The sequence below is a fragment of the Kitasatospora sp. GAS204B genome, from assembly GCF_029892155.1.
Taxonomy (GTDB): Bacteria; Actinomycetota; Actinomycetes; order Streptomycetales; family Streptomycetaceae; genus Kitasatospora.
Window position 1 is genome coordinate 211,797 of sequence record NZ_JARZAG010000006.1, and the last position, 21,370, is coordinate 233,166.

16 protein-coding genes are annotated in these 21,370 nt (G+C 71.7%); 13 read left to right on the forward strand and 3 right to left on the reverse strand.

All coding sequences use genetic code 11. The features are described 5' to 3' along the window. The first annotated feature begins 66 nt into the window (after positions 1 to 66). Positions 67 to 1,410: a M48 family metallopeptidase gene (locus tag P3T41_RS10800; protein WP_280689448.1), complete on the forward strand. Its 1,344-nt coding sequence runs from the start codon at positions 67 to 69 to the stop codon at positions 1,408 to 1,410. A gap of 15 nt (positions 1,411 to 1,425) precedes the next feature. Here P3T41_RS10800 and P3T41_RS10805 read toward each other — a convergent pair whose 3' ends face one another. Next, positions 1,426 to 2,169 (reverse strand): helix-turn-helix domain-containing protein, encoded by a 744-nt coding sequence (locus P3T41_RS10805; RefSeq protein WP_280689449.1) that lies wholly within the window; start codon positions 2,167 to 2,169, stop codon positions 1,426 to 1,428. 226 nt (positions 2,170 to 2,395) lie between these two features. Here P3T41_RS10805 and P3T41_RS10810 point away from each other — a divergent pair, with 226 nt between their 5' ends. The 11 genes from P3T41_RS10810 to P3T41_RS10860 all read left to right on the forward strand — a co-directional run bounded on the left by P3T41_RS10810 (position 2,396) and on the right by P3T41_RS10860 (position 18,555). Next, complete coding sequence (locus P3T41_RS10810) at positions 2,396 to 3,061, forward strand: DUF4097 family beta strand repeat-containing protein (RefSeq protein ID WP_280689549.1); 666 nt, start codon at positions 2,396 to 2,398, stop codon at positions 3,059 to 3,061. 139 nt (positions 3,062 to 3,200) lie between these two features. After that, positions 3,201 to 4,016, forward strand: coding sequence for an alpha/beta hydrolase (locus P3T41_RS10815; protein ID WP_280689450.1), 816 nt, complete (start codon positions 3,201 to 3,203; stop codon positions 4,014 to 4,016). Positions 4,017 to 4,108: 92 nt separating this feature from the next. Beyond that, positions 4,109 to 5,311, forward strand: coding sequence for an SUKH-4 family immunity protein (locus tag P3T41_RS10820; RefSeq protein ID WP_280689451.1), 1,203 nt, complete (start codon positions 4,109 to 4,111; stop codon positions 5,309 to 5,311). Between the two features lie 98 nt (positions 5,312 to 5,409). Continuing rightward, a complete protein-coding gene (locus P3T41_RS10825; RefSeq protein ID WP_280689452.1) occupies positions 5,410 to 5,634 on the forward strand; it encodes a hypothetical protein in 225 nt (74 codons plus the stop codon). A gap of 212 nt (positions 5,635 to 5,846) precedes the next feature. After that, the gene (locus tag P3T41_RS10830) at positions 5,847 to 6,215 is read left to right on the forward strand and encodes a YciI family protein (protein WP_280689453.1); all 369 of its coding nucleotides are present in this window, start codon (positions 5,847 to 5,849) and stop codon (positions 6,213 to 6,215) included. A gap of 10 nt (positions 6,216 to 6,225) precedes the next feature. Continuing rightward, positions 6,226 to 7,407 (forward strand): DUF6596 domain-containing protein, encoded by a 1,182-nt coding sequence (locus P3T41_RS10835; protein WP_280689454.1) that lies wholly within the window; start codon positions 6,226 to 6,228, stop codon positions 7,405 to 7,407. A 424-nt stretch (positions 7,408 to 7,831) separates the two neighbouring features. Next, entirely contained in the window at positions 7,832 to 10,315 is a 2,484-nt protein-coding gene (locus P3T41_RS10840; protein ID WP_280689455.1) for a DUF6603 domain-containing protein, read from the forward strand. A 106-nt stretch (positions 10,316 to 10,421) separates the two neighbouring features. Next, positions 10,422 to 12,656 carry a hypothetical protein gene (locus P3T41_RS10845; RefSeq protein ID WP_280689456.1) on the forward strand — a complete coding sequence of 745 codons (2,235 nt, stop codon included), beginning with the start codon at positions 10,422 to 10,424 and terminating at the stop codon, positions 12,654 to 12,656. 52 nt (positions 12,657 to 12,708) lie between these two features. Next, the gene (locus tag P3T41_RS10850) at positions 12,709 to 16,152 is read left to right on the forward strand and encodes a hypothetical protein (RefSeq protein WP_280689457.1); all 3,444 of its coding nucleotides are present in this window, start codon (positions 12,709 to 12,711) and stop codon (positions 16,150 to 16,152) included. A 69-nt stretch (positions 16,153 to 16,221) separates the two neighbouring features. Continuing rightward, positions 16,222 to 17,334 carry a hypothetical protein gene (locus P3T41_RS10855; protein WP_280689458.1) on the forward strand — a complete coding sequence of 371 codons (1,113 nt, stop codon included), beginning with the start codon at positions 16,222 to 16,224 and terminating at the stop codon, positions 17,332 to 17,334. Between the two features lie 87 nt (positions 17,335 to 17,421). Continuing rightward, complete coding sequence (locus P3T41_RS10860) at positions 17,422 to 18,555, forward strand: hypothetical protein (RefSeq protein ID WP_280689459.1); 1,134 nt, start codon at positions 17,422 to 17,424, stop codon at positions 18,553 to 18,555. 31 nt (positions 18,556 to 18,586) lie between these two features. Here the strand turns inward: P3T41_RS10860 and P3T41_RS10865 are convergent, their stop codons facing one another. Beyond that, positions 18,587 to 19,687 carry a winged helix DNA-binding domain-containing protein gene (locus P3T41_RS10865; protein WP_280689550.1) on the reverse strand — a complete coding sequence of 367 codons (1,101 nt, stop codon included), beginning with the start codon at positions 19,685 to 19,687 and terminating at the stop codon, positions 18,587 to 18,589. Between the two features lie 155 nt (positions 19,688 to 19,842). Further along, a complete protein-coding gene (locus P3T41_RS10870) occupies positions 19,843 to 20,268 on the reverse strand; it encodes a VOC family protein (RefSeq protein ID WP_280689461.1) in 426 nt (141 codons plus the stop codon). 109 nt (positions 20,269 to 20,377) lie between these two features. Between P3T41_RS10870 and P3T41_RS10875 the strand changes: the two genes are divergently transcribed. Then, complete coding sequence (locus P3T41_RS10875) at positions 20,378 to 21,367, forward strand: YafY family protein (RefSeq protein WP_280689462.1); 990 nt, start codon at positions 20,378 to 20,380, stop codon at positions 21,365 to 21,367. Positions 21,368 to 21,370: the final 3 nt, after the last annotated feature.

Sequence of the window (21,370 nt, forward strand, 5' to 3'; positions counted from 1 at the left end):
AAATTGTGATCATCTTTACGGAAATAGTGGAGTCCGCATGGCTGGGTGGTGGCATCATCAGGCGGCGTGACTGACTCGATAACAACCCGCACCTGCCCGCAGTGCGGTGCTGCGTACGACTCCAATCCGCGGTTCAGTGAGTGGTGCCCGAACTGCGAGTGGAACCTCGGCTCCGAGCCGACCCTGAGCCCTCGGGCGGCGCGCCGGCGGTCGCGGGAGCGGGCCCGGGACGAGGAGCTGTACGTGCGGCTGGCCGCCGGCGCCGGGGGCGAGTCGGGGTGGTACCCCGGTCGGTCGGGCGCGCTGGTGCTGGCGTCGCTGGTTCACCTGGTGACCCTGGCGGTCCTGGCCGCGACGCTCTGGCTGCTGCTGACCGGCAAGCCGCCCTTCGTCGTGCTGGGCGTGGTCGGTCTGGGCCTGGCGTACCTGTTGCGGCCACGGTTCGGTGGGCGGCGACGGGAGGATCCGGCGCTGGTGACCCGTGAGCAGGCCCCGCAGCTGTACGCGCTGAGCGACACGGTGGCCGAGGCGCTGGGTGTCCGGCGGCCGGACCGGATCCGGGTGCAGTCCGGTTATCGCACCGGCTATGCCCGGTTGGGGGTGCGTCAGGAGGTGGAGCTCACGGTGGGGATGGCGCTCTGGGCGGTGCTCAGCCCGCAGGAGCGGATCGCCCTGCTCGCCCGGGAGCTCGGCCACGGCGCTGCTCGGGATCCGCGGCGCGGGCTGTGGCTGCGGGTGGCGCTGGACACCCTGGACGCCTGGTACGGGCTGCTGATGCCAAGCAGCGGCGACGAGTTGATGGTCAGCCGGATCGAGAGCAGCAGCCAGTACGACGCGCTGCCGGCCGGCGGCGTGCTCAGGCAGATGACCGTCAACGCCCAGAAGGCCCTGGTCGAGGAGTTGACCGCCCGGCTGCTGCTGGTCTGCGCGCTGCCCGTCCGGCTGGCCAGGCACCTCCTGCACCGGTCGGTCCTGCCCGGCAGCCGGCTCGCCGAGTACCGGGCGGACGACCTGGCCGCACGCGTCGGTTCCTCGACGGCGGCCACGGCGGTGCTCGACGCCCTGTTCCTGGACGAGAGCGCCATGGCCTACCTGCGCAAGCAGCGGGCGCTGCAGGGGCACAGCGCGGTGACCCGCCCGGCCGACATCGCGCAGGCGCTCTGGGACGGCCTGGCCGAGTACCTCGACTCCGTCCCGGACATCGAGCGGGAGCGCCGCCGTCGGCTGGCCGCCCGCCGGGGAACGGCCGTGGACGCCTGGTACCCGGCGACCCACCTGCGACTGCGGCTGCAGGCGGGACGGCCCGCGCAGGCGGCGGCGGTCCTCGCCGACACGGTGGACTGGACGGCGATCCACGCCGAGTTGGAGGACTCGCGCTGGCGGACCGCGATCCTGGTGCTGGGGATCTGACGGCAGGAGCTCACGCTACTGACGAGGCGTCACCACACCTGAGGCCGTTTCGGGTTTGGTGTGGAGGACTTCGCGGGCCTGTTCCGCGGCGCGGAGCATGGTCTCGCTGATGAAGTCGCTGAAGCGGGCGATGTTCTCCAGGCGGGCGGCGGCCGGACTGTCGCGGCCGAGGACGCCGACGCCCTGCCGTGCGGTCTCGGCGACCTGGGCGATGCCGCGGGCGCTGGCGACCGTCGACCGGTACCAGACGTCGCCGTCGACGAAGTAGCGCTCGCGGCGGCGTTCGTCGCGTTCCCGGCAGATGAGGCCCTGATCTTCGAGGAACGCGACCGCCTTGGAGACGGAGGCCGGGCTGACCTGGAGGCGCTGGACGAGTTCGGACGCGGTGAGGCTGCCCGCGTCGGCGATGAAGAGGCAGGTCAGGACCCGAGCCGTCATCTTGGGCAGGCCTTGTCGCATCAGGAGGGTGGTGAACGCCTCCTCGTACTCGCGCACGGCCGCGTCATCGCGTCCGTGGCGCTGCACCGGCGCTCCCGGCCCTCGGGGCGCGGCCTGCTTGCGCCGGTGGGCGCGGCGTTCGGTGGCGCGGTGGGCCAGATCGGCGCGGTAGGCGGTGGGGCCGTCGTTGCGCATCACCTCGCGCGTGATCGTCGAGGTGGGGCGGTCGAGGCGTCGGGCGATCTCCGCGTAGGCGAGGCCGTCGGCCAGCCCCAGCGCGATCTGCTGACGTTCCTGCTGGGTGAGTCTGCCTCCCGGCACCGCGATCTCCCTTCGTACTTCCCTGGTGCCGCCAGCGTAGCGTTCGCTCGCAGTCCAATGCAACGGGCGAGGCGCCTGTCATTGCGTTAGATGTACATCCGTTGCAATGAAAACTGGGCTTTCACCTGCACTGATAGGAATTGTTCGCAACGAACTCGTTGCGTGATCCTCGAACGCAACGTAGCGTTTCCGGCATCAGAAACGAGCAGCGCACGAGGAGAGCATGATGCAGAAGTTCGACACCCCCACCCCGATCTCCGCCGTCCTGGAGATCGCCGCCGGGCGCATCCAGGTCATCGCCGCCGACCGGGCCGACACCGCGGTCGAGGTCCGGCCCGCCGACCCCGCCAAGAGCCGCGACGTGAAGGCGGCCGAGCACACCACCGTCGAGTTCGCCGACGGCGTCCTGCGGATCCGCGCCGCCGAGCCCCAGAACCAGTACTTCGGTCCCTCCGGTTCCCTGGAGGTCACCGTCCAACTGCCCGCCGGCTCCCGCATCGAGGCCAGGACGGCCAGCTGCGAGCTGCGTGGCGTCGGCCGCCTCGGCGACGTCGCGTTCGAAGGCGCGTACCGCCAGATCAAGATCGACGAGGCCGCGAGCCTGCGCCTGACCGCGGTCGACGGCGACGTCGAGGTCGGCCGGCTGGGCGGCCCCGCGCAGATCAGCACCGCACGGGGCAGCATCCGGATCACCGAGGCCGCGCGCGGCCGGGTCGAACTGCGCACCCAGATGGGCGACATCGCGGTCGGCGCCGCCCCCGGCGTCTCCGGTGCCCTGGACGCGGGCACCGGCCACGGCCGCATCAACAACGCCCTCAAGAACGACGGCACCACCGAACTCGACATCCACGCCACCACCGGCCACGGCGACATCACCGCCCGCAGCCTGTGAGGACGGAGCCGCCCGGCGGAACCGTGACCGGAGAACGAACGGATCGCCGGCTGACAGCCCATCAGGTCCAGGGGCCGGCGATCCGCCCGCAGGACCTGGAGAAGTCGTCCAAGACGCGCAACGCGACCAGGAAGAAGTCATGACGAAGAACAGCACGTTCTCGACGAACTCGACGTGGACCGGCATGGTGCCGGTCGACGACACGGCCCTGGCCGTCACCGACACCGGCGGTCCCGGTATCCCCGTGCTCTACCTCAACGGCCAGTTCGCCACTCAGGGGTACTGGCGGCGGGCCATCGCCGAACTGGGGACGGGGTGGCGGCACATCACCTACGACGAGCGGGGGCGCGGCAGGAAGTCGAAGCGTTCGGCGGACTACTCCTTCGAGGCCGCCGTCCGGGATGTCGATGCCGTGCTCGCGGCCAGGGGTGTGGAGCGGGCGCTGGTGGTGGGCTGGTCCTACGGAGCGTTCGTCGCGGCACACTGGGCGGGCCGGAATCCGGACCGTGCCTTGGGCGCGGTCCTGGTCGACGGCGCGTACCCGTACGACTGGCTCGACGAGGCCATGGAGCAGCGGATCCGGAAGCTGTTCCGGCGGATGGGCTGGTTCACGCCGCTGCTGCGCCCGACGGGCCTGACGCCGCGGCTGAGCGCCGAACAGCAGGCCGAGAGCAACATCGAACTCGGCAGGCTCTCCCGCGAGCGCGAACTGGGCCCCGTGCTGGACGACATCACCGTCCCGGTGCGGTACGTGGTCGCTTCGGGGAAGTCCCTCGGAAGTCGCGGTGATGAGCAGGAGCGGATCCGCACCAGCCTCGCCGCGGTGACCGCCCGTAACGCGAACATCGAAGTCAGCGCGAAGGTCGCCAGCAACCACGGTGCGATCCTGCGCAAGGACTTCCGTGCCATCGCGGAGGCCGTGCGCGAGGTCGCCGCTCTCGACCGCGGCCGGTGACCAGGTCCGCGAACTCGCGCGCGAACACCCCTGCCGTCAGCGCGATCACCCGTGCTGACAGACTTCTCCGCAATGGAACAACGGGGGTCACAGTGCAGCTGAAAGTCGACATCGACCGGGAACGCCTCGCCGACTGGTTCGGCGAGGACGCCATCCATCGCCTGCCCGAGCAGGCGCTGCCGGCGGTGCTCACGCACGCACCGACCCGTCGCCTGCTGACCGAGGTCGGCCTGCCCCGGGGCGGCGGAGGCTTTCTGCGGTTCGACACCGACCCCGACCTCCTGCTCCAGCCACTGGCCACCCGGCTGGACGGGCCGTCGGTGGGCGCCAGCCACCTGCTGGTGCTCGGGGCGGTGCAGCGGGACTGGCTCGTGCTGGACGGCGTGAGCGGCCAGGTCGCGCTCGCCGGGACCAGCTACGACCAGCCCGCGCAGGTCGTCCTCGACGTCCTGGCCGGCGACCTGTCCGTCGTCCTGCTCTTCCTGCACGAGTTGGCGGGCCTGCGCGCCGGCGCCGCAGATCCGGCGGCGCACGGCGGCCGTCGCGGGCCCGCCGTGGTCGCCGAGGTGACCGGCGCGCTGGCGCAGCGGATGCGCGCCGTGGACCCCGCGGTGTTCGAGCCCAGCGGCATGGCCCCGTACTGGAGCGCCGCGGTGCTGGCGTCCGGGCTGCGCTGGGCGGCCCGCCCCGGCGACCTCCTCGCCTACGAGATCACCCCGGAACTGGTGGCCGAACTGGGCGAGGTCCGGCCGGTCCGGGCACCGGACCTGCCGGCCGCGCTCAGCCACGAACCGACCCGCCGCCTGCTCACCACGGTCGGCCTGCCGACCACCGACCACCTGTGGGGCGACCAGGTGCTCCCGCTGGCCACGCTGCGCGAGAGCGACCCGTGGTACGCCGAGCCGGACGCGGAGATCGAACGCGCCCACCAGCTCGACCACCTCTGGTTGGGCGACACGGCGTACGACTGCCAGGTGGTGCTGGACGGGCAGCGCGGCCACCTGGAGGTCACCGTCGGCGATGGCGACGAGGACTGGCCCGCGGCCCGACTGCACGCCGACCTGTCGGCCTACTACCTGACCCTGTGGGTGCTGACCCGCCTGCGCGCGGAGGCCCTGCGCTGGACGACCCTGCACACACCGGCCGACTGGCAGGTCTTCACCCCGGTCGACCTGTTCCAGGAAGCCGCCCTGCAACTGATCGCCGAGATCGACCCGTCGGCCGTCCAGGACGAGACGAGCTTCTGGAACGCCCTGGCCGACGACGGCCACATGGGCGGCCTGCTCGGCGGCTGACCTGCGCGTGCGCGATCCCGGCCGTCGCGCTTCGCGCTGCGGCAACGGTTGTGCGGTTCCGTCCCTGCCCGGGGCCGCCGCATGACAGACTGGGGATCATGACCCCCGACCCCCGCAGCCTCGGGCTGCCCGCGTTCTCCGAGCCCGCCGCCGCCCCGACCCCCGTCCAGGCCGTCCAGGCAGGCGGTCACCGGCTCCAGCCGGTGGAGCAGGGCGCGGACTTCCGCCAGCCGCCCGGCGAGGAGATCCCGGAGCCCGGCCGGGTCCGCCGCCTGCCCAAGGCCGGCGGCCCGACGTTCTCCCACCCCGACCGGCAGATCTGACCGCGACAGCGCCCGCGAACCGGCGGGCAGGCGGGTCGGCGGGTCGGCGGGGAAGGCCTCCGCACCGGCCGCGTCGAGGTCCGCGAGGTCGAGCAGGTCGAGCAGGTCGATTCAGCAGAGCCTGGCCCGCGTCGGATGTCGAAAAGCGCCGGACGGCTCCGACTCCTTGTCGAGCCGCCCCCGGGGCGGAACCCGATGCAAGGAGCAAGGACATGAAGTACCTCCTGATCATGCAGGTCAACCCGGAGGTCCTGGACGCCCTGTCGGAGGACGAGCGGAAGCTCGTCATGGACGGCCACGGCGAGTTCATGAAGACCATCCAGGACTCGGGGGAGTTCATCCTCACCCAGGCGCTGGCCGACCCGGCGAACTCGACCGTCGTCTCCGGGACGGGCGGCACGCCCGTCGTCACCGACGGGCCGTTCATCGAGGCCAAGGAGCACATGGGCGGCTTCTACCTGATCGACTGCGAGAGCAAGGAGCGCGCGATCGAGATCGCCGAGCTCATCCCGGACACCCGGGTCAAGGGCCTGTCGATCGAGATCCGCCCGGTGATGTTCTCCTGCGGTGCCGATCTGTGAGTGGTCGTCCGTGAGCGGTGGGATCGAGGACCTGCTGCGCGGCCTGGCGCCGCAGGTCCTCGGCACGCTCGTCAGCAGGCACGGGCAGTTCGAAGCCTGCGAGGACGCCGTGCAGGAGGCGCTGCTCGCGGCGTCGGTGCAGTGGCCGGAGCAGGGTGTGCCGAGCAGGCCCGCGGGCTGGCTGGTCACGGTCGCCGGCCGCAGGTTGACCGACCAGTGGCGCAGCGAGGCGGCCCGCCGGGAGCGCGAGCTGACCGTCAGCATGGAGCCGCCACCGGACGACGACCCGTCCCGGCACGTCGACGACACGCTGCGCCTGCTGTTCCTGTGCTGCCACCCGAAGCTGTCGGCGCCCTCGCAGGTGGCGCTGACGCTCCGGGCGGTCGGCGGCCTCACCACGGCCCAGATCGCGCACGCGTTCCTGGTGCCGGAGGCCACCATGGCGCAGCGGATCAGCCGGGCGAAGCAGACGATCAAGGGCGCCGGTTTTCCGGACGGGCCCGAGCGGCTGCCGGCGGTGTTGCAGGTGCTCTACCTGATCTTCAACGAGGGCTACACCGCCACCTCCGGGCCGGACCTGCAACGGGTCGAGCTGGCCGCGGAGGCCATCCGGCTCGCCCGCGAGGTGCACCGGCTGCTGCCGCACGACGGCGAGGTCACCGGCCTGCTCGCGCTGATGCTGCTCACCGACGCCCGGCGGGAGACCCGCAGCGCCAACGGCGTGCTGGTGCCGCTCGCCGAGCAGGACCGCGGCCGCTGGGACCGCGCGCGGATCGAGGAGGGCGTCGCGCTGGTCGCCGACGCCCTGCCCAAGGGGCCGGCCGGGCCGTACCTGGTGCAGGCCACGATCGCCGCGATCCACGACGAGGCGCCGTCCACCGAGGAGACGGACTGGGCCGAGGTGTTGATCCTCTACAAGATCCTGGACCGGACCGCGCCGAACCCGATGGTCACCCTGAACCGCGCGATCGCGACCGCGATGGTGCACGGACCGGCCGAGGGGCTGGCGTTGCTCGCCACGCTCGACGGCGACAAGCGGATCGCCGGCCACTACCGGCTGGACGCGGTGCGCGGGCACCTGCTCGACCTGGCCGGTGAGCATGAGCGGGCTCGCGAGCACTACCGGCGGGCCGCGCGGCTCACGTTGAGCCTGCCGGAGCGGGAGTACCTGCTGCGCAGGGCCTCGCGGTGACGGTCGGGCCCCGGCCCTGCCAGAGCCCGCTGGTTGGCTGGAATCCGGTCTCGCGCCTGGGGCCCGCAGAACGCTGATCGCATGCGGTGAGAGGGGCGAGCACCGGCCCGGACGCCCCTGGCGGCCGACTGAAACGCTGCTGCACGGCAGGCTGTGCGGTCCGGGAGGAGATCCACCCATTCGCGCGGATTTGCGCACCGCCTTTCGGCCATGTTGACAACGGAATGTAGTTATATGCCTGCGGAAAGTGCCCGCTGGCTAGGCTGCTTGCAGCGGACACGTCAGGCTCGTCGCCGGGCTCGGCGCATGTCTCCGCCTTCCCCTTTTCCCGCGAAGAGAGGGCTGGATCGCTGTGACAGCACGCGTGGAAGATGTTCGGAAGCTACTCGACCAGGCCGCTTCAGGGGGTGCGTTCGAGCTCCCCGTGTCCTTCTTCGCCGACCCCGACGCCGCGGAACTGGTGTTCACCGGCGCCGTCGTGAGCATCGACGGCGCGGTCTACGATCCATCGGCCCTGTCGGTCGGCGGCCACGCGACCACCACGGCGTCCCCGTCGCCGGTGCCGGTGCGGCTGGCGTTCACCGTCGACGGCGAGTGGGTGACCGGGGCGCTGGTCGTCGCCGACCTCGGCGAGGGCAGCGCGCTGGTCCTGGTCGACGGCGCCCCGGGCGGCACCGCATTGCCGGCCGGCGCCTGGGCGCTGACGGACGGTCAGGTCCTGCGACTGGCCCGGCGCGCACCCGCGCCGCCCACCGATCCCGGGCGCCTGGACGGCCTGGGCAGGGCCCTGCCCGCCGTGCGGCAACGGGGCGGGGCCCGCGACCGGATACCCCGGGCGCTGGTCACGGAGAACGGCATCCTCACGCCCCGCCCGGGGCCGCTGCGGCGCAAGGGCGTGCGGATCCTCGACTCCCCAGCAGTGCGCGGCTGGTCGCCGATCGGTACACCCGGCGACGAGAACGGCATCAGCGTCCAGTACTGGAACGGGCCGCTGCGCCTGGTGGGTGCGCTGACCGCACTACCAGCCGCCCCGCCGTACAAGACCGTCATCGGCGGCCTGCTCGTGGTGGCCGCCGGCTCAACGCTCAACGGCACCGCGATGGGCGCCTACGTGGTCCCCGACGGGAGCGGCGCCCAGCCGTCCCTGTTCGCCTACGGCGCGCTGGGCAACAACATCGGGTTCGGCCCACCCATGTTCCAGGTGCGCGGCATCTCCGCCGGTTTCGGCTGGAACAGCCGGGTGCGGGTGCCGGCGGCCGACGCCCTGGGCAGCTTTCCGTTCCTGATCGCCCTCGATGATCCCAGCGCCATCGGTGTGGAGGACGACGAGGTCGATCCGCTCAAGGTCCTGGGTTCACTGATCGGCGGCTCCCTGCCCTGGGTGGCGCCGCAGGAAGGCGACCTGTGGTTCGCCGCCGGCCTGGCCTTCGACTGCTTCGAGTCCTTCCGCGGCAACCTGATGGCGCTGGTGCAGACCGGCTCCGACCTGACGATCAGTCTGCTCGGGGTCGGCGGTGCCCAGTTCCCCACCAAGAGCGACAAGAAGATCGCCCGGGTGGAGATCGGCATCGAGGCCACCTTGCGGCCCACGGCCGGAGAGCTGAGCATCAGCGCCGGCTTCACCGAGAAGACCTTCCTCATCGATCCGAACTGCAAGCTGCGCGGCAGTCTCGGGCTGAAGTTCTGGTTCGGGGAGCACGCCCACGCGGGCGATTTCGCGATCATCCTCGGCGCGATCCCGGCCGGCCGTGACCTGCCCGTCCGCTACCCCAAGCAGGTAGCCACCGGCCTGACCTGGGCGCTCGGCTCGACGGTCACCATCAGTGGCAGTGCCTACGCCGCGTTCACCCCCAAATCCTTGATGGCCGGCGGCGGGCTGGACGTCACCTTCCAGTCGGGGATGCTGCGCGCCTGGCTCACCGCCAGGGTCGATGCCCTGCTCGAGTGGAACCCGTTCTACTTCGACCTCGGGATGGGGGTGCGGGTCGGGGTCTCCGCGACCATCAAGGTCTGGTTCGTGAGGATCAAGATCTCGATCGAGGTCGGGGTCAGCGTCCGGGTCTGGGGCCCTTCGGTGGGCGGCGAGGCCACTGTCCACCTCTGGTTCATCTCCTTCACCATCGGTTTCGGCGCCGCACGCCGCAGCCACGCGCCCGCACTGGACTGGGGCGGCTTCCAGGGCATGCTGCCGCCGCCCGAGAACATGGTCCGCACCACGCCGATCGCCGGCTACGAGGGCGAGAGCGCCCCGGCCACCCCCGGCGGGATCAAGCCCTGGCTCGCCGGCAACGGCGGCTTCACCTTCACCGCCGACACCCAGGCCCCGGTCAGCAGGGTCTTCCTCGACCAGGGCAGCACCACGCCGGTCGCCACCGACAGCACGGTGGACATCCTGCCCATGCACGTCCGCGGCAAGGGCAGCGAACTGCGGGTCTGGGTCACCCTCAACGGGGCCGCCACCTACTCGCTGGCGCGGTGGGGCCGCGCGATCCTGCGCGGCAACGTCCCCAACGGCCTGTGGGGCCAGCAGGCCGACGCACCTGGCGACGGGATCATCCACGACCGGATCCTCGGGGTGCGGCTGACGTCGCCGCCGGTCGACCACGGCACCTCCACCGGGTTCATCGACGAGAAGGGCATCTCCTTCGACCCGATCAACCCCGACGGCAACCAGCCGCTGTCCAGCGGCGAATCGGCCACGGGCCCGGCGCCGACGCGGCCCGGCGGCGTCATCACCGCCATCCAGAACGGCATCGACACCACCGCCACCCGCGGCAACCGCACCGCCCTGGCCCAGGCCTTGACCGCCCTCGGCGCGAACCTCGGCACGCTCGACACGAACCTGAGCGCCTACGCGGACGCCGCGGGCACCGCCTTCACCGCCGAGCCGATGCTGGTCGCCGGCTGACCGGACGCGTCCTCAGGCCGCCCGCTCCACTGCCACGCGGGCGGCCCGTGCCGCCGCGCCTGCTCGACTCCTCGTCCACCGCCGCGTTCTGTCGAAAGGCACGCTCGTGACCACCACGTCCGAACCCGGCCCCCGGCCGCGCACCACCGAGCCGGGCGCCGAGCACCGCACCCGCTTCTTCGACCACCGCATCCCCTCGCTGCGCGCAGGCCGCTACGTCATCGGCAACCGGCAGACCCTCAAGGACGTCGACGGCGCGGACCGCGTCATCGACGCCACCCCGCAGCCCTTCGACGTCATCCAGCCGCGCTTCAGCTTCGACCCGACCGGCATCAACGCGCGGTTCCCGGTACCGGACGCCGTCGGCACCTACAGCCAGACCCTCGCCCACATCAACCTCGACGCCCCGGGCCTGCCCTGGAACCGCCTGCTCGGCCCGGACCAGCCGGACGCCGTCCCGTGGATGGCCCTGCTGCTCTTCCGCGAGGGCGAACTGCCGGAGGACCCGGACGCGGTGGGCCTGGTCAAGGCCGACACCGTGCGCCGGCTGCTGGACCCCGCCGGCGGCAGCCCCGGCCGGCCGCCCGCGCTGCCGCCCGAGAGCCTGCGCCCGGACGAGTACGACGAGCAGTGCGCCACCATCTTCGTGCCCGCCGCCGTGTTCGACGCGGTCAAGCCGCTGCCCGTCGAGCTGGGCTACCTGGCGCACCTGCGCGAGGGCGGGCGCCCCGACGCCACCCGGGCCGGTGACGATCCCGAGCCGGACGAGGGCGAGCTCAACGCCGTCCTCGTCGCCAACCGCTTCCCCGCTGCTGCCGGCGGCCGCCATGTCGCCCACCTGGTCTCCCTCGAAGGCTTCGACGAGGACCTGATCGCCCCCGCGCCCACCGAAGGCGTGCGGCTGGTCTCGCTCGCCAGCTGGTCCTTCACCACCGAGCCCGACTCCGGCGTCGGCTTCGGCGACCTGTGCCAGCACCTGGCCACCACCGACGGCACCACCCCACGACCGGCCGAGGACCTGCGCCTACGCGTGCCGACCACCGCTCCGGGCAACCCGGTCGGTCCGCAGCAGGAGGCCCTGGACCGGATGGCGGGCGGCGCGGTCGCCCTGCCGCAGCGGCTGGAGAGCGGCGAGCGCACCGTCGCCTTCTACCGTGGTCCGCTCACCGCCCTACCCGCCCGCCGGTTGCCCCCGGCGGCCGCCACCCGGCTGGACTCCCCGGGGGAGGCGCTGATCTACCTCCAGCAGTACGGCGTCTTCGACACCGCCTACGCCGCCGCCTTCACCACCGGCCGCACCCTCGCCCTCGCCGACGCCGAGTTCCGCGCCGCGCTGCTGGAGTTCCGCTCCGCCGCCCGCAGCGCGGTACGCCGTCTCGCCTCGCACCCCGAACTCGTCGCCCGCGCCGCCACGGCCCTGACGGCCCGTCAACTCACCGCACCGCTGGCGTTCGAGGCCTTCGACCGCCTGCTCACCGGCGGCGACGGCCGCGGCGGCGGTGCCCGTCTCACCCAAGCCCTCGATCAGGCCGGCCCGCAACTGCGCGCAGGTCGGCGCCGCACCGCCGCCCGCACCCGGCGCACCGTCGGCGACGTGCGCGCCGTCCTCGCCGAGCCCGGCGTTGCCGCTCTCCTCACCCAGGCCGCCCCGGACAACTTCGCGAAGGTCACCGCCTGGCTGGACGCGCTGCGCCGGCTGGAGGGGCTGGACCTGTCCCACCTGGTCCCCGACGCCCGCGCACTGCCGGACGAGGCCATCCGCTTCGCCTACCTCGATGCCGACTGGGTGCGGGCGGCCGTGGACGGCGCGCTGAGCGTCGGCGTCGGCCACGCGCTGGACGCCGACCTCAACGCGCTCGCGACCGGCGGCGGACCCGTGCCGAAGTGCGCGGTGCTGGTCAACTCCAGCCTGGTCCCCAACTGGCCCAACACGATCGTCAACGGCTACGTCGGCCAGCGCGTGGTGGAGCCGGTGCGCGACGCCGTGTTCGGCACTCAGATCCGCCTGCTGCTCTATCCGGAGGTCGTCGAGCGCTTCGAACTGGCCGAGCCGCCGCGCGGCCTGTGCTTCGGCATCGGCGACGTCGGCACCATCGAGCTGCGCGAGATCACCGGGGACCGGATCGGCTACCCCAAGGGCGAGTTCCCGCGACCGGCCGGCTTCGCCCGCTTCCTGCGCCCCGGCGGCCGGGACGTGCTCAACGTCGACGGCGCCGGCGACGCGCTGGTGCCCGCCCTCTCCACCGCCCACGGGCTCACCGGAGGCCGGCGGATCTCCTCCGCCCAGTTCGCCCTGCAGATGATCGACGCCCCGCAGGCACAGACCTTCTCCCGGCCCTGAACCCGCCTCCGCCCGCGCAGACTTCCGCGCAGTTCTCGAAAGGACCCGGGCCATGTCCGTGGACAACACCCTCATCGTGCCGGTCGAGGTGGCGGCCCTCGCCGTCAACCGGGCCACCCGCGACACCGGTACCCCGCACGTCTTCCACCGCTGGATCACGAACTTCAAGAACGTCGGCGAGGGAGTCCCGGCGGAGCCCGCGCCGTTCTCCAGTCCCGAGGAGTGGACCGGCAAGGAGAGCCGGCTCGGCGTCTACCTCCAGTGGGAGCTGCCCGCCGCCCTCACCCGGGGCCGCCACGACGAGGAGGAGGGCGTCGGCGAGTTCCCGCTGGTGCCCAACCGGTGGCTCGTCGTGCGCCATGCCGCCGGTACCCGCAGGCTGAAGGCCTGGATCGTCGAGAGCGACTACCTCGACCCGATGGACGGCACCGTCTCCTTCCAGGACCCCGACAGTGACGAACCGTCAGCGACGCTGATCGGCAAGTGCCACGAACTCACCGGCCCCTGGCGCGAACCCGCCGACCGCCACGCACCCTTCCTCACCGCGATCGGCCCGGGCCTGCTGACCTTCTCCGTCTTCCAGCCCTACAACAGCAACGTCTTCTCCCTGCACGACACCCTGCTCGACGCACCGGGCGGCGAACTGCCCGAGCAGGAGCGGCTGAGCTACTTCGTGGCCGGCTGGTACGCCCAGCCGGACAGCGACATCCTCGCCGGCACCGACGACCTCGCCGCGCTGCTGGAGCGCCTGGAGTGGACCCCGCCGGTCGGCTCCGGCAGCGGCATCCGCAGCTCCGTCTACTCCGGGACGGTCCTCGGCCTGGACTGGGACCTGGCCGGCCCCGTCCCCGACTCGCCCTGCCCCAGGCCCGCCGACGTCACCCCGATCGTGTCCAACAGCATCGCCGAGGCCGTCGCGGAACTCGGTGCCCAAGCCGGCGGCCAGGGAGCGCTCTCCGCCGACGACGCCGAGCTGTTCCGGGCCTTCCTGCTCGGCGGCATCGACGCCCTGGAAGAGCGCGACCGCCCCGAGGCCGACCTCCTCACCGACCGCCGCGCCCACGACACCGCCTTCGGCCCCGTGCCCGGCGGGTACCGCTGGTTCATCGGCGAACGCGGCGAGGAGACCGGCCGCACCGTCTCCCGCTCCGCCCGGGCGGCGGAGGCCGAGACCGTCGCCGAGCTCAACGGCCGCCAGGCCGCACACGACGCCACCGAAGCCGCCCTCGACGCGGCCCGCGAACACCTCTACCACCTGTGGTGGCTCAGCCGCCTGGAGCGCCGGTCCGACGAGTTCAACAGCACCATCGACGACGAGCTCGACCCGAGCGTCGCGAGCGGCGCGGCCGGTCGCGTCGTCGCCCTCGCCCGCCGCCTGGCCGAGCAGCGCGCCGAACTCCCCTGGGGAAAGGGCGAAGCGGAGCTGGCGGCGCGGATCGACGTCCTGTACCCCGCCTACGGCGCCCGCGCCGCCCGCCGCCTCATCCGGGTGCCCGCCGAGGACTTCGAGTACAGCGCCGACCCGGTCCTCACCCTGGAGGGCGCGAACCTGCACGCGCCGCTCACCCGCGACACCGCCCTGCCCTGCCGCACGCCCGAACGGGCCGTCACCCGCGCCTCCGGCATCACCACCGCCGACGTGGCGGCCACCGCAGCCCAGCTCGACCTCACCGGCCAGCAGCCGCCCTGCTTCCCCGCGCTGCTCAGCGAGTTCCTGATCCTCGACCGCGCCCTGCAGAACGGCGCGATCCGCGACGTCACCGGCACCCTGCCCGAGTACGGCACCGCACCGTGGGCGATGCCGTGGCAGCCGCTGTACCTGCTCTGGAAGGCCGAGTACTTCCCGCTGCCGTTCCGCGACGGCGACGGGCCGCACTGGGACTTCATCGAGGGCTCCCGCTACCAGTGGCGGGGCACCGGCGAGCCCGGCACCTCGCTGGTCATCTCCGGTCGCCAGATGCTCGCCCCCTCCGCCGGGCACATCATCGACGGCACGCTGCAGAGCTACGCCCGGGTGCGCGACCAGCTGCCCGCCGAGGCCGTGCGCCAGGTCCGGGCCCAGGCCCGTGAGGCCGACTACCTGTCCCAGACCCTCGACGGTTTCGGCGCCGCCATCGCGCAACGCCGGCCGCTCGCCGGCCTCCAGCCCACCGGCGCCATCGCGGACCTGGTCGGCAACGGCGACTACCCGCCGCCGGACCCCGGCGACCTGCCCGCCAGCGACTGGGACCCCTGGCCCGCGTCCACCTTCCAGGAACTGCGGGCCGGCCAGCTCGCCTTCCTCAACCTGGCCGTCGTCGACCGCTTCGGACGCTCCGTCAACGTCATCCACTCCCAGCCCGAGATGCCCGACACCATGCGTCCGGCCCACCCCGTCAGCGAGTACGACAGCGACCGCCTGGTCGAGCTCGGCCCCCGCCTGCTCCAGCCGGCCCGACTGCGCTTCGACTTCCTCGCCGCCACCACCGACGACGACACCGACCTGACCCCAGGCACCAACCCCGTCTGCGCCTGGCTGCTGCACAACCGGCTCGACAAGTCCCTCGTCGTGTACAGCCCCGACGGGGTCGCGCTCGGGGAACTGCGCGTCACCCTGAGCGGCGGTGGCCAGCGGGAGGTCTCCTGGAGCGCCCTGCCCGGCTCCGACGTGACCCGCTTCGAGCAGTTGGAGGCACTCAGCCGGCACACCTACCGGCTGCTGAACGCCGTCAAGACCCGTGGCCCGCAGACCTTCGACGCCTTCCGCGCCACCCTCGACCGCACCCTGCAGACCATCGACCCCGCCGGCCCCGCCGACCCCGGCCTCGGCTTCCTCCTCGGCCGGCCCCTCGCCCTGGTCCGCACCCGCCTCACCATGAACCTGCGCGGCCCGCTGCGCACCGACGTCAGCTGGCAGCACCTCCTCGACCCGCCCACCCCCGAACTGCCCCACTACCCCTGGGCGATCCGGCTCGGCGAGGCGCAGCAGAGCGACGACGGACTCGTCGGGTACGTCCTCGACGACGACTACGAGCACTTCGAGACGGTCGTCGATCCGGCCGCCGGCGCCGGGAACTACCTGCGGCCGATCGGCGAAAAGCCCAGCCTGGAACTGGACTTCGCCGACCACAGCAGCGCCGTCGCCACCGTGCTGCTGGACCCGCGTGCCGCCGTCCACGCCACCACCGACATCCTCGCCACAAAAACGGTCTTCGTCCCGCAGGAGTTCACCGACACGGCGATCGCCCGGATGACGGTCAACTTCCGCACCGGCCCGCTGCTGGCCGCCACCACCGCCCTGCGCGGGCCGCAGGGCGAGAGCGAGGAGACCGTACTGATGCCGACGCCGAACGGCGTCCTCGGCAGCTGGACGTGGTCCGAGAAGCGGGGCGGCAGTTGGGCGAAGCTGTCGATCCTGAGTCAGGACCAGTACGACCTCCCGCTGGCCGAACCCGAGATCCGCTCCGGGTTCCTCTCCCTCGACGACGCAGCCGCGCACAGCCGCGCCGAGCACTGACGCACCCTCACCACTCCGCGCCGCCTGCCTCGGGCGGCGCGGCCCGCCCGCGAAGCCCAAGGAGCCTCCGTGACCGTTGTGATCCAGAGCCAGGGCACCGGAACCGCCGCCGACGATCCGCTGCTGTCGTATCAGATCACCACCGAACCGAACCCGTTGAAGGCGTCGCCGGAGAATCCGCAGGTACCGGAGGAGATCGGGGAGTTGGTCATCTCCGTGGCTCGGCAGAGTGGTACCCCGGCTGATGTCGAGTGGATCAAGGTGAAGGTCCCGGCCGGGACGATGGCGCCGGACCTCGCTACTGACTTGGCGAAGATCAGCCCGCGGATCAGCCTCGACGGCTGGACCGTGCGGCTGGACGCTGCCGCCAAGGAGTTCGTCTGCGAGCCCGCCGGGAGCCACGCGCCGATCGGCCCGGACTCCGGGTTCACCATCCAGCTCTCCGACATCCCGATCAGTCGCAAGGTCGGTACCGCCCCGGTCACCGTCACGGAGCGCTCCCGCACCGGGAACTCCGCCTTCCAGAACCGTCCCACCGTCTTCAACGTCGGCAAGTTCCCGGCCGACTTCTACCTGCGGAACTTGCTCTGCGAACCGTCCATCATCCCCAACGGCGGTGACGTCCTGCTGAGCTGGGAACGCTCCGCGAACGCCACCTACGAACTGCTGTACCCGGGCTTCGACCGGGACGTCACCAACCGCACCAGCCTGCCCATCGAAGGTATCAAGTCCGACACCACCTTCTACCTCCGCGCCACCACCGGCGACCCGACGAACCCCGTCGTGCGGATCCTCTCCACCCAGGTCAGCGTCATCAAACCCGACCTCGACATCGGCAACCTCACCGTCAACGGGGAACTCACCGTCAAGGGACCCGCCCAGCTCTTCCATACGGCGCAGCTGCTCACCGTGACCCACCAAGCAACGTCGATTTCCGCGACGGCGCCGAGTGACGGCCTCCTCTGGTTCTTTGTGTCCAGTTCTGAGATGCGCTTCTACGTCGCTCCACACGGTAATGGAGTGATTACCGGAGGGGAATACGGGAACGATTTCATCAATCAGAAGCGGATTGTTGTTCCCGTCCGCAAGGGTGACAATATTTCCATCACCGGTCCGGCCTTTGCGGGAACGGTCTACTGGTTCTCTTTCGGTGGCGTTCCCCTGCCAATTCCACAGCCCTGATTGCAGTATTCCAATACCGCAGTAACCCCCGCCGCCCCGCACCGCTCCAGTACGGGCCGCCGCGCCCAAGAATCCGAAGGAAAGCCCGTGACCGTCGTGATCCAGACCAAGGACGCCGATACCGCCGCCGATGATTCGCTGCTGTCGTATCAGATCACCACCACGCCCAGCCCGTTGAAGGCGTCGCCGGAGAACCCGCAGGCCCCCGAAGAGATGGGGGAGTTGGTCATCTCCGTGGCCCGGCAGAGCGGTACTCCGGCTGATGTCGAGTGGATCAAGGTGAAGGTTCCGGCGGGCGTGATGGCGCCGGACCTGGCCACTGATCTGGCGAAGGTCAGCCCGCGGATCAGCCTAGAGAGTTGGACCGTCCGACTCGACTCCGCGGCCAAGGAGTTCGTCTGCGAGCCCACTGGGAACTACGGCACGATCGGCCCGGACACCGGGTTCACCATCCAGCTGTCCGACATCCCGATCAACCGCAAGGTCGGTACCGCCCCGATCACTGTCACCGAACGCTCCCGGACTGGGAACTCCGCGTTCCAGAACCGGCCCACCGTTTTCAACCTGGGCAAGTTCCCGGCCGACTTCTACCTGCGGAACTTCCTGTGCACTCCGTCCATCATCCCCAACGGCGGCGACGTCGAGCTGACTTGGGAGCGCTCCGCCAACGCCACCTATGAACTCCTGTACCCGGGCTTCGACCGGGATGTCACCAACCGCACCAGCCTGCCCATCGAAGGCATCAAGTCCGACACCACCTTCTACCTCCGCGCCACCACCGGCGACCCCACCAAGCCGGTCGTGCGGATCCTCTCCGCCCAGGTCACCGTCATCAAACCCGACCTGGAGATCGGCAACTTGACCGTGCACGGCAGGGTCATCGGGAATCTCAATGTCGACAGGGTGATCGGGGAGGTGCACCCGAGCGCGAGCAGCTCGCTGTTCTCCAGGTCTGGGAGCATCATCACCACGACGGTCCCCTACGAGAGGACCGCACCTTCTGACGGGTTCCTGGTCGGCAACAACATCGGAAATTCGACATACCAGGGGACTCTGATCCTGGAAGCCGGCCACCTGGCCCAGATCAGGCACGCCGAAATCGGTCCCCGTCAATGCGGCACGCTCCTCGTGAAAAGGGGAGACAGCATCAGGATCAGCGTAACCGGAAGCGTCAATCACATGACGTACTGGTATTCCATCGGGGGGCAGGCCCTCAGCTGAACGGCATTCCCGGAACCATCAGGTGTGCCGTTCACCGAGGAGGCTCGGCGACCCGGACCCGGTGGCTCTCGTCGTCGGAGAGGAACGACGCCAGCTCCTGCCCCTGTTCGGCGACGGTGGTGTGCTCGCCTCGCGAGAGGCGGCGCAGCGGGGTGACGGTCACGGTGCCCGCTGCGACGGTCCAGGTTGCCGCGACCCGGCCGTCGACCAGGACGACGCGTTCGCCGGCGACCGACAGGCCGCGGTGGGTGTCGTCGATGATCCGGCTGCGGTCGTGGTAGCCGAGGATCGCGTTGTCGAAGGCGGGCAGGAACCGTACCGGGGCGGGTGTGTCGGGGTCGGGGCGCGGCGCGTCCGGGAGGTCGAGCAGTTCCCGGCCGCGCTCGTCGCGGAAGGTGATGAGTTCTTCGCGGATCGCGGCCACTGCGGCCGGCAGCCCGGCCAGGCCGCACCAGGCGCGCAGGTCGGCCGAGGCTGCGGGGCCGAACGCGGCCAGATAGCGCCGTACCAGCGCCTGGCCGACGGGATCGGCGCCGTCCGGGGACAGCGGGTCGATCTCGCGTCCCAGCCAGGCGGAGAGCAGCACGTTGCGTACTCCCGCCTTCGTGCGCCACAGCCCGCGCGGTGGCAGCTGCGCCATGGGGACGAGGGCGGCGACCAGCATCTCGCCCAGGGCCCGCGGTGCCGGTTCCGGCCAGCGCTGACCGAGCGCGCGGGTGAGCTCGGTCATCGAGCGGGGCTCGCCGTCGGCCATCACCGCCCGGCCCGCCGCCGCGAGTTCGTCGAGGTCGATCCCCGCGAGCTCGCGGTGGTAGGTCCCCAGGACCCGTTGGCGCAGCATCGTGTCGTGGCGGGCTCGCCAGGCCAGGGCGTCGTCGGTGGCGAGGAGATGGACGGTGCGGCGCATGAGGTGGGTGCGCACCACGCCGCGCCCGGTCAGCAGGTCCGAGAGCGCGGCCGGGTCGAAAGAGCGCAGCCGCGACCAGAGTCCGACGAACGGTTCCTGCGGCTCCTGCGCCTGTAGGCCGCCGAGGTGCGCGACGGCGTCGAGGACCGGCAGGTCGGCGCGATCGAGCAGCAACTGCCGGGCCAGCGTCGCGCGGTTGAGCGTCCGGGTGTCGAGAACGGTCATCGGGGTCATGCCGTCCTGGTGCCCAGGCGGCCGGGGCCGGCCTGGATTCCGGTCCGGTCCGGCGTGCGGGTCGTCACAAGTCCGTCCTCGTCTTCGGGTCGCACGGTCAGGGCGCCGAACCCCGGGGCGGCACAGGCCGCCCCGGGGTGGGGCGGTCAGGGCGCGTCGTAGCCGCTGACGACGTCCACGACCCAGGTGACGCCGAACCGGTCCTGCAGCATGCCGTAGAGGGGCGCCCACTGTGCGGGCTCCAGCGGCTGCAGGACGGTGGCGCCTGCGGCGAGCTTCTCCCAGTACCCGGTGACCTCCTCGGTCGTCTCGCCGCGCAGCGAGACGAAGAACGCGTTCTCGCCCTGCTGCCAGGGCATCCGGGCCGGCACGTCGTAGGCCATCACGCGGAAGCCACTGGCGGCGGCCACCTGACCCCACATCACCTGGTCCGCTTCGGACGGCTCCTGGACGTTGCCGGCGTCCTTGTACGTGACCAGGACCAGGTCCCCGCCGAACACGGACTGGTAGAAGGTGAGTGCCGCGCGGGCGTCACCTCGGTAGTTCAGGTGGGTCACGGCGTTGACGGACATGATCGGCTCCTTGCCTCTCGAAAATCAGCTTCTCCGGCGGGGCCGGCGTGACCACGGTCGCAGGGGAAGCGGCCAGGTTGTGACCGCTTCTCGGGGCACCATGGGAGTCATGCCGAAAACCTCAGCGCGGCTGCTGTCGCTGCTCTCACTGCTCCAGGCGCGCCGGGACTGGCCGGGGGCGCTGCTGGCCGAGCGGTTGGACGTCAGCCCGCGCACCGTGCGCCGCGATGTCGACCGCCTGCGCGAGCTCGGCTACCCGATCGCGGCGACCAAAGGACCCGACGGCGGCTACCGGCTCGATGCCGGCACGCAGTTGCCCCCGCTGCTCTTCGACGACGAGCAGGCCGTCGCCCTCGCCGTCGCCCTCCAGCTCGCCACCACCAGCGGTGCCGGCATCGAGGAGGCCGCGGTACGTGCGCTGAACACCGTCCGGCAGGTCATGCCCGCCCGGCTGCGCCACCGCATCGACACCCTCCAGGTCACCGCGGTCGAGCGACCCGCGACGCGGCCGAACCCGCAGGTCGAGAGCAGCGTGCTCATGGCGCTCAGCGCCGCCGTGCACGCCCGCGAAGTGCTGCGCTTCGACTACACCGCCGGCTACAGCGACGGCGACCGCGCCGAGACGGCGCCCCGCCGGGTGCAGCCGCACCACCTCGTCACCTGGGGCGGGCGCTGGTACCTCCTCGCCTGGGACCTCGACCGCGCGGACTGGCGCACCTTCCGCGCCGACCGGATCACCCCGCGCACCCCCACGGGGCCCCGCTTCACCCCGCGCGTGCTGCCCGGGGGAGACGTGGCCGCCTTCGTGACCAGCAGGTTCCAGGGTTCCGACGGCGCCGGCGGCTGGCCGTGCCGTGGTGAGGTGATCCTCGACCTGCCCGCCGCCGTCGTGCTGCGCTACACCCGCGAGGCGATCGTCGAGGAACTCGGCCCGCACCGCTGCCGGGTCGTGCTGGGCTCGTGGTCGTGGCCCGGCCTGGCCGCCGCCATCGGCGGGTTCGACGCCGACCTCGAGGTGATCGGGCCGGCCGAACTCAAGGACGCCTTCGCCCAGTTGGCCCGCCGCTTCGCCAACGCCGCCGCCGATACCGGAACCTGAGCC